At 73.1% G+C, this 15,480-nt stretch carries 17 protein-coding genes and 1 pseudogene; 8 read left to right on the plus strand and 10 right to left on the minus strand.

Features of this window, described 5'->3' with window-relative positions; all coding sequences use genetic code 11:
• The first annotated feature begins 742 nt into the window (after positions 1-742).
• A complete protein-coding gene (locus AB0L40_RS20650; RefSeq protein WP_364358960.1) occupies positions 743-901 on the plus strand; it encodes a hypothetical protein in 159 nt (52 codons plus the stop codon).
• Here AB0L40_RS20650 and AB0L40_RS20655 read toward each other — a convergent pair.
• The 4 genes from AB0L40_RS20655 to AB0L40_RS20670 all read right to left on the minus strand — a co-directional run bounded on the left by AB0L40_RS20655 (position 885) and on the right by AB0L40_RS20670 (position 3,348).
• Positions 885-1,331 carry a PIN domain-containing protein gene (locus AB0L40_RS20655; protein WP_364358963.1) on the minus strand — a complete coding sequence of 149 codons (447 nt, stop codon included), beginning with the start codon at positions 1,329-1,331 and terminating at the stop codon, positions 885-887. The genes AB0L40_RS20650 and AB0L40_RS20655 overlap by 17 nt on opposite strands.
• Complete coding sequence (locus AB0L40_RS20660; RefSeq protein ID WP_364358966.1) at positions 1,318-1,557, minus strand: hypothetical protein; 240 nt, start codon at positions 1,555-1,557, stop codon at positions 1,318-1,320. Before AB0L40_RS20660 ends, AB0L40_RS20655 begins: the two co-directional genes overlap by 14 nt.
• A 170-nt stretch (positions 1,558-1,727) precedes the next feature.
• Positions 1,728-2,396: a hypothetical protein gene (locus AB0L40_RS20665; protein ID WP_364358969.1), complete on the minus strand. Its 669-nt coding sequence runs from the start codon at positions 2,394-2,396 to the stop codon at positions 1,728-1,730.
• A 217-nt stretch (positions 2,397-2,613) separates the two neighbouring features.
• A complete protein-coding gene (locus tag AB0L40_RS20670; RefSeq protein ID WP_364358972.1) occupies positions 2,614-3,348 on the minus strand; it encodes an RDD family protein in 735 nt (244 codons plus the stop codon).
• A gap of 295 nt (positions 3,349-3,643) precedes the next feature.
• On the opposite strand from AB0L40_RS20670, the gene AB0L40_RS20675 reads away from it, so the two are divergent.
• The 4 genes from AB0L40_RS20675 to AB0L40_RS20690 all read left to right on the plus strand — a co-directional run bounded on the left by AB0L40_RS20675 (position 3,644) and on the right by AB0L40_RS20690 (position 7,150).
• Positions 3,644-4,159, plus strand: coding sequence for a hypothetical protein (locus AB0L40_RS20675; protein WP_364358975.1), 516 nt, complete (start codon positions 3,644-3,646; stop codon positions 4,157-4,159).
• Between the two features lie 158 nt (positions 4,160-4,317).
• Entirely contained in the window at positions 4,318-5,529 is a 1,212-nt protein-coding gene (locus tag AB0L40_RS20680; protein ID WP_364358977.1) for an ATP-binding protein, read from the plus strand.
• A gap of 161 nt (positions 5,530-5,690) precedes the next feature.
• Complete coding sequence (locus AB0L40_RS20685; RefSeq protein WP_364358980.1) at positions 5,691-6,254, plus strand: DUF4276 family protein; 564 nt, start codon at positions 5,691-5,693, stop codon at positions 6,252-6,254.
• Between the two features lie 287 nt (positions 6,255-6,541).
• A complete protein-coding gene (locus AB0L40_RS20690) occupies positions 6,542-7,150 on the plus strand; it encodes a hypothetical protein (RefSeq protein WP_364358983.1) in 609 nt (202 codons plus the stop codon).
• Positions 7,151-7,172: 22 nt separating this feature from the next.
• On the opposite strand, the gene AB0L40_RS20695 is transcribed toward AB0L40_RS20690, so the two are convergent.
• From AB0L40_RS20695 to AB0L40_RS20715, 5 genes are all read right to left on the minus strand, one after another.
• Positions 7,173-7,673, minus strand: a complete 501-nt coding sequence (locus AB0L40_RS20695) for a DUF4190 domain-containing protein (protein ID WP_364358985.1) — start codon at positions 7,671-7,673, stop codon at positions 7,173-7,175.
• Positions 7,674-7,707: 34 nt separating this feature from the next.
• The gene (locus AB0L40_RS20700; protein ID WP_364358988.1) at positions 7,708-9,093 is read right to left on the minus strand and encodes a hypothetical protein; all 1,386 of its coding nucleotides are present in this window, start codon (positions 9,091-9,093) and stop codon (positions 7,708-7,710) included.
• Positions 9,090-10,649, minus strand: a complete 1,560-nt coding sequence (locus AB0L40_RS20705) for a hypothetical protein (protein ID WP_364358991.1) — start codon at positions 10,647-10,649, stop codon at positions 9,090-9,092. The genes AB0L40_RS20700 and AB0L40_RS20705 overlap by 4 nt, the downstream gene beginning before the upstream one ends.
• Complete coding sequence (locus AB0L40_RS20710; RefSeq protein ID WP_364358994.1) at positions 10,646-10,951, minus strand: hypothetical protein; 306 nt, start codon at positions 10,949-10,951, stop codon at positions 10,646-10,648. The genes AB0L40_RS20705 and AB0L40_RS20710 overlap by 4 nt, the downstream gene beginning before the upstream one ends.
• Positions 10,952-11,183: 232 nt before the next feature.
• A complete protein-coding gene (locus AB0L40_RS20715; protein ID WP_364358997.1) occupies positions 11,184-12,380 on the minus strand; it encodes a glycoside hydrolase family 3 N-terminal domain-containing protein in 1,197 nt (398 codons plus the stop codon).
• Positions 12,381-12,543: 163 nt separating this feature from the next.
• Here AB0L40_RS20715 and AB0L40_RS20720 point away from each other — a divergent pair, with 163 nt between their 5' ends.
• The 3 genes from AB0L40_RS20720 to AB0L40_RS20730 all read left to right on the plus strand — a co-directional run bounded on the left by AB0L40_RS20720 (position 12,544) and on the right by AB0L40_RS20730 (position 14,436).
• The gene (locus AB0L40_RS20720) at positions 12,544-13,695 is read left to right on the plus strand and encodes an RING finger protein (protein ID WP_364359000.1); all 1,152 of its coding nucleotides are present in this window, start codon (positions 12,544-12,546) and stop codon (positions 13,693-13,695) included.
• 142 nt (positions 13,696-13,837) lie between these two features.
• Positions 13,838-14,029: a DUF5678 domain-containing protein gene (locus AB0L40_RS20725; protein WP_364359003.1), complete on the plus strand. Its 192-nt coding sequence runs from the start codon at positions 13,838-13,840 to the stop codon at positions 14,027-14,029.
• Between the two features lie 38 nt (positions 14,030-14,067).
• Positions 14,068-14,436: a hypothetical protein gene (locus AB0L40_RS20730; RefSeq protein WP_364359006.1), complete on the plus strand. Its 369-nt coding sequence runs from the start codon at positions 14,068-14,070 to the stop codon at positions 14,434-14,436.
• Positions 14,437-14,744: 308 nt separating this feature from the next.
• Here AB0L40_RS20730 and AB0L40_RS20735 read toward each other — a convergent pair.
• Positions 14,745-15,480 (minus strand): annotated as a pseudogene (locus AB0L40_RS20735) (hypothetical protein); the annotation flags it as partial.

The raw sequence follows: 15,480 nt of genomic DNA on the forward strand, positions 1-15,480 counted from the left end.
CTCGGCGCCTCCGGCACCCCGGCGTTCTTCGTCCAGGCCCGCGGCACCAACGTCTACACCTCCGTCGAGTCCAGCGTCGACGCGATCAAGGCCGGGGTCCACAAGGTCACGAGGTAGGCGCGGGACCCGGGGGAGCGGGCGCAGGAGTTCCTCGAGCCACGTCCTCAGTCAGCTCTACGACCTATTCGGCACGGATCGTGCCGGTCTCGAACACCCCGCGACCACGCGCGCCGCGGGTGCAGTCCGAGCGCGCCGCGGGCGGCGAGGCATCCGACTGGACGGGCGCGGACGTCGGCGTCCACGTCGACACGTGGCAGCGGGACAGCTTCGGCGTCGGCGACTGGACGGTCTCGCGGGCCGGGGCGATCATGCCGGCCAAGGCTGCCGGTCGGCAGATCGTCCCGTCCGACACGGAGGACGTGGCGCTCGCCGAAGACGACGAATGCGAGGACGCGGCTGCGGCGAGCTCCTCCGGCGACGACCCCGAGTGCGTCGCTGTCGTCGACGTGGAAGAGTTCGACCGAGGCGCCACGGACTTCTCCGCCTACCCGACGATCCCCCTGCGGACGCCGGCGTCGGTCAGCGGCTGCGTCCCGCAGGCGTGGATCGACGCGGATCGGTTCGTCTGCGTGTCCACCGACGCGGCCGAATCCGATCAGGAGCTCCTCACGCTGCGCGGTTCGCGGCGGGCCGGCGCTCCGCGACCCTCACGCCGACCAGCGTCCGCAAGCTGCGCCACGTCGTGGTGTCGCCCGTCGGCAGGCGCCTCGCCTTCGTCGGCGAGAGCGAGGACACCGACGAGCAGGTGCTCTACACCGCGGCGGTCGAGGCGACACCGACGAGCGAGCCCACCGAGGTCGGGCCGTTCGGCGACGACCGGACGATCATGGCGTGGCGGTAGGGCGGGCTCCTCGGGAAGACCCGCGGGCGAACGGATTCTCGACCCGGACCCCGGCGTAGTCCTGACCGTCGCCGAGGTCCTCGGAGAGCACGACGTCGCAGCCGGCGGTGCGCGCGGCTTCGAGGATCGCGGCGTCCCAGTAGGAGATCTGGAACCGCTCCCGGGTCGCCAGCGCGGCGCGGACCACCCCGACCGTGGTCTCCTGGACCGGGAAGCGCCCGAACGCCTCGACCAGCCCCGACGCCTGCCGGTGGGTGAGCCGGTCGGGCCGCGTGGCGCGGGTCGCCTGCACGTAGAACTCCTGGAGGACCTGGACAGACAGCGCCAGGTCGCCCGCGTCCAGGATCTCGTTCGCGACCTGCGCCTTGCCCCGCTCGTGGGGATCCCGGGAGATCGCGTAGAGCAGGACGTTGGTGTCAGCGAACCGCACGGTCGTGGAGCTCGTCCCGGCTCAGGCGGTCGTCGGCGCGGAACCGGATGATCTCGTCCTGGATCTGCCGCTGTTGGGCGGCCAGGCGTCGGTGCTCGCCGTCCTGCGCGGCGATCCGGCGCAGGTGCTCGGCGACCAGCGCGCTGACGGAGCTGTTCTGCTCGGCCGCCCGGATCCGGGCGGCCCGGTAGACCTCGTCGGGCACCGTGACGGTGATGTTCTTCACGCGTCGAGCATATCGCCGTAGCACAGGAACTGTGCAGCACAGGACGCTGCCCACGCGCTGCGCGAGCCCGACGAGGTAGCGCCGATTCGGGCCGGTCCTGGTCGCGCGACGTGGGCGCCTCGATCGGCGGGCCAGCTGCGGTCACCGCCGCAGGATGGCGTACGACGTCGTCATGCGGTGGTCCTTTCCGGTGTCGGCGGTGTGGTGCAGAGCCCGGATGGGGCAGAACGTGGGGTTCGGAGGGATGTCCGGTTCCGGTAGCCCTCAGCGATCGGCGGGAAGCCCGGCGGGCACGCCAAGCGGTCGCGACGATCCGCATCCGAGCGTCGTTCGCAGGCGTCGGACCACTGGCCTTCGGCGTTCCACCTGGCGCGTCGGAGGATCGTCCGGAGCTGCTCCGCGTCCGCCTTGCCCGAGGGCGCTCGGTCTGCCGGGCCGGAGACGCGGATGTGTAGCTGTTGATTGCCGTGGTCGACACGGGCGTCGAGATCGCCCTGGTCCATACGGAACGACCCCGGCGCTCCCGCCACGTAGATCGCCGCATCGTGGTCTCCGGGCTCGTAGCGTCCCGCTTCGACGAAGTTGATCTGCGCTCGGATCCCGGCCTGCCGACCCAGCGAGGCATCGTCGATCTCGCCGGCTGCGGCGGCGAACCAGATGAAATCGTCCTCGAGCTGCGGATCCGCTCCGTCGACCGAGGTCCACCCATCCGGGAGCCGGATCGAGCCGATCGGGGTCTCCAGCGTCTCGCGTCTCGCGGGAGCCCCGGTCGAGCTCGCGTCGCCACCCTCCGCCGTCGACGGAGCTGTCCGGGCCACGGGGGCGATGCCGGGTGGCACACCCGTCGATGCGATGTCCCTGCGCAGCTGGTGAGCACGCCGGTTATCGGGGTGAGGGTGGCCGATACGAGGAGCAGTGAGGCCGTGCGCGATACTCCGGTGCCGGCGGCGCGACGACCTTCGGCGCGGCTCTGGCGACCGGTCCGACGCCCTGACCGTGGGCGTGTCCCTGGACGGTTGCCCGTCGGTGCCGGTTCCGCCTCGTACGGTGATCGGCTCATCCGACGTGCTCGGTCCAGGCGGCCCCATCCCACCAGCGCTGGCTTCCCGGGTCCGACGGGTCCGCGTACCACCCGGCGGGCACCGCGGCGACCGGTCGCGGGGGCGCAGCGGGCTTGGCCGGCGGCCCGGGCCACACGGCCGGGCCAGAGACGGCGGGCGCGGGCCGAGCGGACCAGGCCCCCTCCGCGGGGGTGGGCTCGTAGCTGACCGGTCCGGCCGCGGGCCGTCCCGTCCAGTGAGGTGCCTCGGCGCCCACGCGGACGACCAGGGTGTCGGCGATGCGGTCGTGGATCGACCGGCCGCGCTCCGCGGTCGGCACCATCAGGGCGTCGACGAGGGAGTAGAACGGCACGAGCCCCAGGAGGAACACCCCGAGCATCTCGCGGGACGCCGCGGTGCCGCCGGAGACGGCGCCGCCGTCGCTGCGGACGACGCGGATGCCGAGCCACTGCTTGCCGAGGGTCTGGCCGTTGTGCGCGCCGCGGCGGAGGAGGAGCGGGCTCACGACCAGCGGGGCGATGAGCGGAGAAATGAAGAGGCCGAGAAGTAGGCCGGTGAGAATGGAGGTCCCATACCTCTCGACGACGGCGAACACGACGGCGATCACGACCGCGATCAGCAGCCCGTCGAGGACCCGCGCGGCCAGCCGGCGGCCTGGTCCCGCGATCGGCCCGCGCTCCCGGTTGGGTCCGTACGGGTCGTGGACGGAGGGCGGGCCGGGCGCTGACACGGGCGGAGGATAGGGCCGCCGGTGGCCCTCGTCCACCGAGAACCGCCGTCTGGCGGATGCCCTGCCGAACGACGACCACCTGCACAACCACGGATGTCTGTGGACGTCCACCGTGGGGTCGCGGGCGGCCTCGACGGCTCCGGGGAGAGCCCGGGCGCGGCGGCCAGAACGGGCCATCCGGCGGATGGCGGTGGGCCGCACCGTCGGACAGCATCCGCTCCATCGCGTCGCGGCCCCGGTGAGCCCGGTCCCGTGGTGCGCACGCCAGCACCGATCGACCCGTGGAGGGTCCACCATGCACTTGATCAAGACCTTCGCCCTGCTCGTCGCCTGCAGCCTTGCCGCCGTCGGTGGAGCGGGGTGCGGGGATGACGATCCAGGCTCGTCGGCGACGCGGCCGGCCGAGCGCGCCGCGCAGGCCACCGGTGAACGCGGCGCCCCGGAGGCGCCCACCGGGGGCACGGCGGACGCACCGGACGACCGAGCCGACGAGGTGCGCGAGGCCATCCGTGACTACCTCACCGGGCTCACGGAGGGGAATCCGGGACAGATCTGCCGGCGCCTGGCGGCGTCCGAGCGCAAGAAGCTCCCCGGCACCTGCGAGGACTTCATGGGTCAGCAGATCGGGCTCGTGACCGACAACGACCTCTTCGTGAAGGCGCTTCGGTCGATGGACGTCGCCGACGTGGCGTTCACGGACTCCGGCAGCGCGACGTTGTCGATGACGATGACGATGGAGGGACGGCCGCGGGACTTCAGCCTGAAGGCCGTGGAGGAACACGGCACGTGGCGGGTCCTGAACGGCGACTGAGCGGCGGCGAACCGCGTGGGATGCTCGGCCCGATCGCACGGATCGCCGGCGTCTCCGGCCTCGACGGAACGGGGACCAGACGTGACGGTAGCCGCTGTGCCCGCAACCTTCGCTGCGCGTGCCGTGACGCACGTTCGCGGCGGCTAGGCTGGTGGCTCGTGCTGCGCCTGCTCCGCATCGATGCCTTCAAGGCCTACGCCGGACAGTCGATCCCGCTGGAGCCGACCAACGTGCTCGTGGGCGTCAACGGCTCGGGGAAGACGAGCGTCCTGCAGGCCGTGGAGTTCCTCCACGGGCTGGTCGCGCACGACCTCAGGACGCAGCTGGCGAGTCACCGCTGGACGTACCGCGACCTTCCACACCTCGCGTCCCCGAACCAGGCCTTCTCGTTCGGTGCTCTCCTCGAGCTCGACGGTCGGCACCTCTGGTGGAGCGTCCGCCTGGGCAAGCGCAAGCACGAGAACATCGCGGCCGAGCGCGTGCTCCTGCTGGATGAGGACGAGACGCGCGCGGCCCTCGCCGGTCAGGTCCCGCAGGAGACGGCCACGAATTCCCTCCTCATCCGTGACGGGAGAGAGATGTCGCGTCGCGTCGGCCACGACCGCTGGGAGAGCATCAACCAGACGCTCACGAGCTCGTGGCTGTCGACCGTGACCGACGAGGACCGCTCGCGTTTCCCGGAAGTCGTCGCCGTCGCCGACTGGGCGCGCCGGGTCCAGCCCTACGTCGTGCTCGACCCCAACCGGCTGCGCGAGCCCTCCTCCCTGCATCGCGACGGAATCGGGGTCGCCGGCGAGCACCTCGCAGGGTTCCTCCGCCACCTGCGCTCGAGCCACCCCGACGCGTTCGAGCGCGTGCTGCGGCGAGCGACGGACGCGTATCCAAGGCTGTCCGAGTTGAGGATCCGCCAGGAAGGCTCGGCGTACTCCCTCGCCGTGCGCGAAGCGTGGGGAGACGAGGACGTCGGGCCACTGCTGAACGCGCGCCAGGCCAGCGACGGGCTACTGCGGCTCTTCGCCCTCGCCGCGCTCCCCGAGAGCACCCCGACCCCGACCCTCGTCATGGTCGACGAGATCGAGAACGGCGTGCACCCCCAGCTCCTCGGGGCCCTCATGACGATGTTGGAGCAGCTGAGTGAGGACGAGGGCATCCAGGTGCTGACGACATCGCACAGCCCCCTGATCGTCGACTACGTGGCACAGCCGGAATCGGTCTTGCTCACCGTCCGTTCCGGCGACGGGAGCGCACGCGTCGAACGGTTGAGCGACACCCCCGGGTACGAGGCCCTCGCCGGCACGTTCTCGAAGGGAGAGATGTGGCTCGCCCGGGGGGAGCGCGGGCTCATCGAGCCCGCCGTCCGGGACGCATGACGGCCCGGATCTTCCTCGCGGTCGAGGGCGTCAACGACGGTGGGGCGCTGGGGAAGAGCCCCCAGGCACGGGCGAACGATCCGAACAACGAGGGCGCCCTGCAGCCCCTCGTCCGACGTCTGGCCGGTCAGGATGTCGAGATCCGCGGGCAGAAGACGACGATGCTGCCCCTCGGGGGTCTCGCAGATCCCGAGCACGCGGTGGGGAGACGCGTTCGTCAGGCGGCCACGCTGGCGGCGCTCGACGGCTGCGACGTCCTCGTCGTCCACGTGGACGTCGATGCCGCCGAACCCGGCGACGACCCCGCGGTTGCGTGGCGATCCGTGGCGAGCCTCGTCCAGGACGGCTTCACCTCGGCGGTCGTCCAGGCAGACATCACCGTTGAGGAGATCGTGGCGTGCGTGCCGTGCCGCACCATCGAGGCCTGGTTGCTAGCGGACAACGACGCGGTTCGCGCGGCGGCGGCGGACGGTGCCGTCACGCCCGAGCGTTCCGTCACCGATCCGGAAGGGCTGTGGGGCGACAACCGGCCGGGCACCGAGCATCCGAAGCACGTACTCCGCCGAGCGCTCCGGCCGTCCCGCCCGCGCGCCGCGACCCGGGACTACGCGCGACTGGCCTCGACGGCCGACCTCGAGGTCGTGGCCGCGCGCTGCCCGGCGAGCTTTCCGCCCTTCCGGGACTCCTTGCGAGCGGCGGCAGCAGCAGCGCGCGGCCGCGTCTGACGGTCCGTGACGCCCCGGCGAAGGCCTTCGCCGGGGTCCCGGTCCGGCAGTCCGAGAGCCGAGGCGTCAGGCACTGGGGCGACCTCGTCGATGCCGCTCGGTCGGCGACGCGGCACGTCGTCGCGGGCGCGGTTCCGGGTGCGAAGCCGCAGGCCATGTCGTGCTCGTCGGACGGCTCAGCGATCGGACGTGCGGATCGGTGGCGGCCCCTTCGGACATCGGGACGCGGCTCCTCGACGGGAGCGCATTACCATGGGGCCACCTTCCGTCTGCAGCCAAGGAGATCGATGGGCGTCGCCACTCACCACATCGACGTTGCGTTCCATGAAGACCTGGAGTTGGCGATCACGTCGTACGTCCTCCAGGGCTACGTCGTCCAACAACGCACCGAGCACGGCGCCGTCCTGCACAAGCCCAAGGGGCTCAACGTGCCGGTCGTTGTCGCGTCTGCGGTCCTCTGCGTGATCCCGTTGGTGGTCTACCTCATCGTCTACGCGTTGCAGTCGGACGCGGTCGTGGTCATCAGCGTCGGCGGCCGGGGCGGCCCGGCCGGGCCTGCCGACCGCGCCCGAGAGGTCGCAGGAGACGAAGGCCTGCGGCGAGAGCGCATCGATCAGCTGGCGGCCTTGGCGTTTCGCAGTCCGGAGCAAGGCGGAGAGCTCGCGTGGCTTCGCGCCATCGATGCAGAGCGATCGGCACCGATCATCGAATCCGGTGCCGGTGCGGGCACTGCGGCGAAGCGCGCTCGCTCTTCGAGGGGAAGCGTCTATGAGACGAACGTCGAGATTCGTCGGGCTCGCATCCGTGAACTCGAGGCGATCGATTCGCCCAACCCCGATCAGGTCGACCAACTGGCGTTGCTGTCGGAGATCGAGCTCCTGGGAGACGTCGAGTAGGGGCGAGGTAGGGTCCGTGCGGTCAGTACGAGTCCCAGTCGGTGCTCGCGATGCCGACGATGACGATGATGTAGAAGGCGATCACGGCGATCCACAGGATCGTGCCGATGATCCCGAGGATGAATCCGGCGTTGGCGGATCCGTAGCCGGGTTGCCCGGGGATCGCCCGGGCCCGGCGGCGGGCGCCGGCGCCGATGACCCAGGCGAGGATCGACGGGACGAGGGGGACGCAGAACATCCCGACGATGCCCAGGACGAGGGCGGCGGTGCTGGCGCCCTCGGCGCTCGGGGCCGTCCCGTAGTACGGCGGGAGAGCAGGCTGGACGACCGGCGGTGCCCAGGGGTGCTCGGACCGGGGTGGCGCTGTGCCCCCGAGGCTCGTGCCCGCGGGTGGTGGCCCGAGGAGCTCGGTGGTCCCCGGCGGCGGGGTCGTGGGGACCGTCCAGCGGTCGGCGGCCTCCACACGGGGCCGGTCGTCGTCGAAGTCGTCTGAGCTCAGGACGATGCGTCGGTCGTCGGACATGCCATCAGGCTCCGTAGGCGGGATCGGACGGGGATCATCGCAGGATGTCGGGTCCGTCGGGGTGGGGATCCGCGGCGATCGCGGCGCGGCGCAAGAGGTCGCGGATCTCGCCGGGGAGGTCGAGCGGCTGGGGTAGGACGACCGGCTCGTCGTCGCGGGCGACCGTCGCCCACGCGTCGTCGACGAGGCCCAGGCCGAGGGTGGCCGCGTGCCGCGCGCCGTCGGCGGCGCTGGTCGCCTTCAGGACGATCGCTCCGGGCGCGCGGTCCGCGAGCTGCTCGGACACGGCGTCCGTCAGCAGGCGGGCGGCCGCGTCGGGACGCTGCACCGTGGCGTGGCCGGTGCCGTCGCGCCACGTCCAGCCGATGGCGGAGGTCGGCCGGAGCGCGACGCCGTCGGCCCAGCCGCGCGGCCAGCCGGCGCGTCGGAGCACGACCGCCGCGGGGGCGTCGACCAGCGACGACGTCAGCGGCGTCGCGGACGCGGCGAGCGACGTGGTGGTGATCGGCGCCGCCGTCGGCGGGATCTCGGAGTCCGCCGCTGCGTCGACCGGCGACGCGTACCACGTCGGTTCGTTGCGGCGGTCGACGAGGTGCGCCAGGACGGATCGCGCCCGGTCGGCGGTTGCCGGGAGGAGCGCGACGAGGCCGTCAGAGAGGGGAAACAGCAGGAAGCGGTTGTCGGGCGGTCCGACGAGCTCGACCGTCACGACGTCGTACGGCGGACCCGGGCCGGCCGGCAGCGCACCGCGGCCGAGCAGGACGTGATGCCCGCTGCCGACGGCGTTCAGCTCCGGCCGCGGTCGTAGCCGGACGGCGTCGCCGAGGTCGTCGACCAGGCCGGTCTCGGCGAGGCGCTCCGCCAGCTCGCGCGCGGTCGGCAGGTCATCGGCCTCGAGGTCGGCGAGGACCGCGGTGACGTCGTCGTCGTGAGCGAGCCGCCGACTCCGGAAGAGCAGGCGGAGTGTCGCGAGCACCTGGCCGTCGATCGCGAGCGCCGCGGCGTCGACCGGAGGCGCCTCGAGCGGGCAGATGCGCACGGCGAGGCGGTCGAGCAGGTCGTCGGTCGTGTGCGGGCCGGAGACGAGCAGCGGACCATCGGGATCCGATCGGCCGCTGAGCTCGACGGCGTGGTGCCCGTCGTGGACGACGGTCGTGCTCCACAGCGCGGCGCGGTCCGGGACGGCCTCCAAGACGTCCACGAGCGTGTGGGCGAGCGAGAGCGCGGTCGCCGCGCGGAGGCGTGCGCGCGCCGACCCGTCGGCGTCGGCGGCAGCACCCGGACCGGCGGCGGCCGCGCGTGGCGCCTCGCCGCCGTCGAACCAGCCGCGCACGATCGGCGCGCACCGCTCGCCGAGGAGGTCGCCGATCAGGCGGCGCCCGGCAGCTCCGTGGAGGACGAGACCGGGCCGGGACGTCACGGTGTCATCCACGACGGCGGACGCCAGTCCACGATGGTGCGGATCAGGTCGCCGTGCTGCCCGTTCTCGATCTCGGCGCCGACCTGGCCGATCGCGGCGTCGTCGCCGCGGCTCTGGTGCATCATCACTTCGGCGGTCGTGCTGAACGCCTCCCCGGCCTCCCAGAGCGGTCCGCCGATCCAGTCTCCGACCGTCGTAGACGCCCCGTTGGTGGTGAGCTGCCGGGCGATCCCGCCGCGCTCGCCGCGTCGCGCCTCGTCGAGGATCTGCGCGTTGGCCTGGGGATCGAAGGTGGTGAAGAGCAGGTCGCCGGCGGTCCCGACCAGGTCGCTGTACCCCTGTGCGGGACGGATCCGGCCGCCGCTGAACAGGTCGGAGGCAGCGTCCACGAGGCCGACCACGGGGTTGAGGACGGTCGCCTTGGCGAGCGCGTGCGTCGCGGCGCCGCCGACGCGCGCAACGGGATCGTGGGCGGCGCTGCGCTCGTAGGCGTCGAGCCCGGTGATCCCGACGTCGGCCAGGCCCAGCGCGGTGCCGAGCCTGGTGAACCACCGCGCGCCGCCGTTGGCGAGCGCCCGGTCGCTGCCCATGAGCGTCCGCTCGCCCATTCGGAGGTAGTCGCCGATGCCGCCCGCGGCACCGCGGGCGCCACGGAGCCCGCCGACCACGCCGAGGTCTCGACCGATGCCGGTGCGGATCAACGCCTCCTCGGTACGCAGGAACGCCCGGATGCCCCACGCGTAGTCGACCACCCCCAGGAGGCTCCCGACTCCGGTCGAGATCCCGAGCGTGCGGGTGAGCGCGTCGAACCAGTCACGGGGCCGCGTCGAGCCGAACAGCTCGCGCATCGCACCCTCGACGGTCTTGCCGACGGCGGCGGGCGACGCGCCGGCGACGGCGGCGTCGATCGCCGCGCGGTGGCGCTCGATCCACGAGGCGAGCGAGTTCCTGATGCCCGCGTTCGAGGCCTCGCCGAGCTCGCGGGTGCAGGCCCGGGCGGCGGCGGCGAGCTCGTCCCGGGCCCGGGTGCCGTCGCGGACGGCCGCGTCGCGGTCGTCGTGGGCCTGTCGCAGCCGTGCTTGGGCCGCGTGCAGCGCCGCCGTCGCTCGCGCCGCCTCGCGCCGGCCTGCGTCCTGCTCGGCGGGATCGAGGACGTTCAGCTGGCGGCTCTGCGCCGCCCACAGGCGCCTGCGGGCCGCGCCGGCTGCCTGCTCGGCGGCGGACGCCCGTCGTTCGGCGTCGCTCGCCCGCTGCGACGCGGCCCCGGCCGTCGCTTGGGCGGCTTCGAGGGCCCCGGCGTAGCGCGTGAGCGCGTCGGCGGCGCGGGCGTACGACGCCCGGACCTTCTCGAGGTCGTGGGGCACGTCGCCCGTGGCGCGCAGGAACGCCGTGGCTCCTGGCCCGCTCCAGTCCGCGCGCAGCCGGCCGGGCACCAGTCGTTGGCGAAGGCCGTCCGCGGCGTCGGCGAGGGTCCGCATCCGGCGGGCGAGATCGCGGACCGCGTGGGCGTCGCCCCGGCTCGCGCGCTCGCCGATCAGGTCTGCGGCGGACGTCACGGTCGGAGCATCCTTCGGCCACCCTCGGCGGACGCCGCCGCGACCGTCCCGTCCGCGGCGGCGTACGCGTCGTGGCTCTTCTCGGTCACGAGCGAGAGCGCGTCGAGGGACCGTGCGATCCGGCCGGTCGCGTCGGACCAGTGGGCGATGAACCCGTGGACAGCGCCCTCGACATCGGCCGCCCCCGCGTCGCCGTCGAGGCCCCCTCGCTGCCGGTCCATCTCGCGCAGGTCGTTCGCGGCATGGTCGAGCGTCCGGGCGAGTGATCGTAGGTCGTCGAGATCGACGCGGAAGGTGGTCACGGGCGACGGGCGGAGCGTTCGGGGTGCCGGGGCCGCGGGCCCGGATCGGGGCTCGACGGCTGACGGTCGGTCGTCGCAACCGTAGTGCACACCGGTCGCGGTTCCGACCAGATTCCGCCGTTCGGCGGAGGTGGACGGCGCCAGGCCGATCGGCGGAGGCTCGTCCTCGCGCTGATCGACCTCATGGGCTCGCCGCCGCTTCCCGCCTCGGGCACGGCGAAGCGGCTCACGGTCACCCGTCGCCGGCCACGAGGCGCTTGAGCGCGAGAATCCGCGACGCGGACGCCTGCACCCGGCGGGCGGGGATCCGGTGCGCTCGGACGTCCGCGAGCAGCCGCGGGTACGCGGCGGCCGAGGCCTGCTCCGTCCGCGCGTAGAGCAGCAGGTCGAGACCGGCGTTGATGGCCCGTCGCGACGGGGCGGCGTGCGCCAGCACCGACGGAGTCTCGAGGTCGTCGCTGATCGTCAACGGGTCGTCCCCGGTCGCCCGGCGCAGCTCGCGGGCGTAGGTGGCGCGGGTGAGCAGGGCCGGATCCGGGCCGAGGGCGTCGGGGTAGATCGCGCTGCTCACCATCACGAGCGTGGTCGGACTCGCCGCGCAGCGCCGGTAGGCCGCGTAGTCGCGGCGAAGTCGGGCGCGACCGCCGGGGATGACCGTCCGATCGAAGTCCGTGCTCGTCGTCGCTGCGCCGAGGCCGGGGAAGTGCTTGAGTGTCGCGGCGACCCCGCCGGAACGCAGCCCGTCGACGAACCCGCACGCCCGCTCGGCCACCGTCCGGGGCGTCGTTCCGAACGCCCGACGCCCGAGGAACGACGAGAGGCCGGCGGAGACGTCGGCGACTGGTGCGAGGTCGACGTTGATGCCCAGGTCGCGAAGGAGTCGGGCGGTCCTCCGACCCTGCGCCCGGGCGGTCGCCTCCGAGGTCATGCCGGCGGCGTCGGGCGTGGGCGGTCCGGGGAGCCGCCGGACCCGTCCGCCTTCCTGGTCGATCGACACGAGCAGCGGCGGGTTGCCGCCTCGGCGAGCGGCCCGCTGCAGCCGCGAGACGAGCTGGCGGGTCGTCGCCCCACCGCCGGCGACGTTGTCCTTGAAGAGGATCACGCCGCCGACCTCGCCACGCCGCACGCGGCGGAGGAGGGCCGGGGACGGCGCGGTGCCTGCGAAGCGCGCGACCATCATCTGCCCGAGCGCGCGGGCCGGCGGGAGGGGAGGGTCGGTGGGGGCGTCGGGGGGCGACGGCGGGGCGGTCGGGCTCGGCGGCGGCGCGGTCGCGGTCGATGTCGTGAGCGGGACGGCCTCACGGACTGGGGCGTCCGTCGTCGCGCCGGCCGGTGGGACCGGCGGGGCGGTGCTCCCCCCGCCGCACCCGGCCAGCAGCACGGTCCCGGCCAGAGCGAGGGCGGTGAACGACGAGCGAGCGCGCGGCATCGTGGCGCAGGGTAGACGGCGGCCCGTCGCCGCGCGACCGGGGCGGAACGCTTCCGCCAGACGGCGGATGCGGGTCGGCGGCCGGACCGTCATCCTGACGGCGACGACGTGATCCGCTGGGGTCTCCTGGCAAGCCCGCTGCGTCGTACTCTCCCCCAGCACGATGTCCGTGATCCCCGACCGACCCGCGACCGCCGCTGACGCCGGGCGGAGCTGCCCCTACTGTCGGTTCCCGCTCAAGCAGGGCGCCACGGTCGTCGACTGCCCCGGCTGCCAGGCCACCCACCACGACGACTGCTGGGCGGAGGGCACCGGCTGTGCGGTCGTCGGCTGCGGGACCACGATCGAGCGGACCCCGGTCGGGTCGCCTCCGCCACCGGTCACGGGTGTCGGCACGCCGACCGAGACCTTCTCGGCGCCCGTGGGCAGTGGTCTGCCGTTCCCGCCGCCGCCCGCGCCGCCGCCTGTCGCCTCCGCGTCGCCGGGGCGCTCCGGCACGCGCTGGATCCTGGCGGCGATCGGCGTACTGACGGTCGTGGTCGCGGTCGCCGCGGTCCTCCTCCTCACCCGTGACGACGGCGCCGCCCCCGCCGGGGACCAGGCCTCCCGGGACCAGGACGTGGTCGAGGTCGGCCACCCGAGGGCGCAGGCCTCGGGCGGTTCGCGGGACGCGGAGTCCGGTACCGGAGGCGGGTCCGGGGGTGCGGGGGCCGCCGGTGCGAACGGGACGTCCGCCGGGCGGGCCGACTCCGACCAGCAGACCCGGAACGCGTTCTCGGACTCCGACGAGCAGACCCGGGACCGGTCCTCCGACTCGACCTCGCCGGACTCCGGAACGCCGGCGTCGAGCGGGTCGCAGCCGTCGTCGTCCGACTCGGCCGCACCGCCGAACGGAACGCAGCGGACGTCGAGCAGCGCCAACGGCGGGCTGCTCGGTGCCGAGAGCCAGATCTGGTCCACCGACACGAACACCGGGGCGATGGAGCAGACCATCCGTCGCCACTGGCAGGCCCGGGCCGACGGTGACTTCGTGCGCGCGCACATGTTCTTCACCGGCTCGGTGCTCGCGAAGTCGGGCAGCGCCGAGCGCTACGCCGCCAGTCTGCGGCGGGACGGGCTGCGCGAGGTGCAGATCTACCGCGTGGGACGTGTCGAAGCGGGCCCGGCCGCCGGTCGCGTGCGCGTCGGCGTGCGCACCCTGGACGGGGCCGGCTGCTGGAACTTCGCGTTCGTCTACTCCCTGCAGCGGATCGCCGGCAAGTGGCGGATCTCGGACACCGGATCGCCGACCCGGACGGCGTCGGCGGCGTGCTGAACGTCATCCGGTCGCTTCGGGGACCGCCGAGTCGAGGTCCTTCGGGCGCTGCGGTCCCTTGGAGGTGTCCCAGGTGAAGAACCCGTCCGAGCCAGGTGAAGACGCTCCTCGTAGATCCGTGCCCCGGTGGTATTCCGGCGGCATGAAGAACGTGGTGAACACCTCGGTGCAGAAGCCGATCATCATCAACGAGATCGCTGAGAAGTTCCGCGGTAAGTGGGTTGCCGTCGAGCATGGCCGAGTCATCGCGAGCGCGGCGAGCATGCGCGAGCTGTACGATCGCGTTCCTCTGGACGCCATGGCCATGCACGTGCCTGGCGCGCCCCGCGTCTAGCTCTCGGTTCTGTCGCTCCCTCCGTTTCCCTGTTCCGCGTGGCGGCCCCGACTCCAAGTCGAGATCACGTCGCCAGCAGGAGTTGCGCGTCGCCGACGTTCACTGTCGATAGCGGCGCGACGCGCAGTTGCATCGACCTTTCGTACGCAACCCGCAACCTCGGTATCCCCGAGTCTGACCTCGTCGAGGTACTCGGCGGCGTCGATCTCGCCGATGGAACCAACATCCCCGCATGGACGACCCCTGACCCGCTCGACTGTCAGGTGCTCATCGGGGACACGCAACGGAGCGGCGTGATGTTCGCACTGGACCCGTTCGTCATCGAGAACAGCGACTTCCTCCTGGGACAACAAGACTTCTTCGAAGGCTTCACGTCGCGTTCGAGCGCGGCATCTCATTCGAGCTAGCGCGCGCCTCGCGTCCACGGTAGCTGGCCGCGTCGGTCACAACGAACGGTTCGTCACGGCGAGGTCCGGCAGCCGGCTCCACAGCGTCGTCGTCTCACCGGACGGCAAGACCCTCGCCTTCCTCGGCGAGAGCCAGGACACCGAGGAGCAGGTCCTCTACACCACCGACCGACGCGTCGGGGGCGACCGACCCCACCGAGGTCGGCCCCCGACGGTGAGGACCGGGCGATCATGGCGTGGCGACGAGGCGCCCCGCGACTTGGACGGTCGGTCCGGGGTGTCCTGCGGGTCTTGAACGCCAACCCCGCTCAGCAAGTCGGCGTCAGTGACCTCGCGACCGCGTCGAACGTCGCGCGGTGCCGCTCGAACTCGTCGTCGGGGGCGGCGCCGAGAACGGCGAAGCCGGTGTCGCAGGCGGTGGAGAAGCGATCGATCTTGTGCGTCCCGTCGAGCGAGAACTCCCAGACGACGTCGTCGCCGTCGGATGCGAAGCGATGCTCGACGTAGCCCGGGGTGCCGGGGCGCCGCCGGACGCCCTCGGCGCCGGAGCGGGGGGTCCCGGAGAAGCCCGGTGTGTAGTCGACGTACACGACGACGTCCGGGCGGCCCTTCAGGTGCCAGCGCGTCTCGTAGAAGTCGTCGCCCTGGAACTTGTCCGCGTGGTCCCGGACCCAGCCGGTCCCGGGGGCGTCGATCGTGTAGCCGTCGCCGTGAAAGGTCGCACCGGCCGCCGCGGTGGATCCCACGGTGTCCGGTGTCGTGGCCCCGGTCCTTCGAGCCTCGCTGCTCGTCGCGGCATCGGCCCTCGGAGCCTCGCTGCTCGTCGCGGCATCGGCGACGGGTGCCGGGTCCTCGTCGGTGGCGGGGCGCTGCACGGGGGCCGGCGCAGCGGCGGACGTCGTGGTGCCGGACGTGCCGCCACCGCGCCCGCCGAGGAGCAGCACCGCCGTCACGCCGGCCAGGACGACGGCCACCGCCAGCAGTCCGAGCGCGGCGTACGTCGCGCCGCGGCGCTTCGGCTCCGCGGGCCGCGGCGGGGCCGGG

This window comes from Patulibacter sp. NPDC049589, from assembly GCF_040675535.1.
Taxonomy (GTDB): domain Bacteria; phylum Actinomycetota; class Thermoleophilia; order Solirubrobacterales; family Solirubrobacteraceae; genus Patulibacter.

Coding starts and splice junctions, on each gene's coding strand:
- AB0L40_RS20675 (WP_364358975.1), top strand. CDS start 3,644: ATGCACTTGATCAAGACCTTCGCCCTGCTCGTCGCCTGCAGCCTTGCC.
- AB0L40_RS20685 (WP_364358980.1), top strand. CDS start 5,691: ATGCTGCCCCTCGGGGGTCTCGCAGATCCCGAGCACGCGGTGGGGAGA.
- AB0L40_RS20690 (WP_364358983.1), top strand. CDS start 6,542: ATGGGCGTCGCCACTCACCACATCGACGTTGCGTTCCATGAAGACCTG.
- AB0L40_RS20695 (WP_364358985.1), bottom strand. CDS start 7,673: ATGTCCGACGACCGACGCATCGTCCTGAGCTCAGACGACTTCGACGAC.
- AB0L40_RS20715 (WP_364358997.1), bottom strand. CDS start 12,380: ATGCCGCGCGCTCGCTCGTCGTTCACCGCCCTCGCTCTGGCCGGGACC.
- AB0L40_RS20720 (WP_364359000.1), top strand. CDS start 12,544: ATGTCCGTGATCCCCGACCGACCCGCGACCGCCGCTGACGCCGGGCGG.
- AB0L40_RS20725 (WP_364359003.1), top strand. CDS start 13,838: ATGAAGAACGTGGTGAACACCTCGGTGCAGAAGCCGATCATCATCAAC.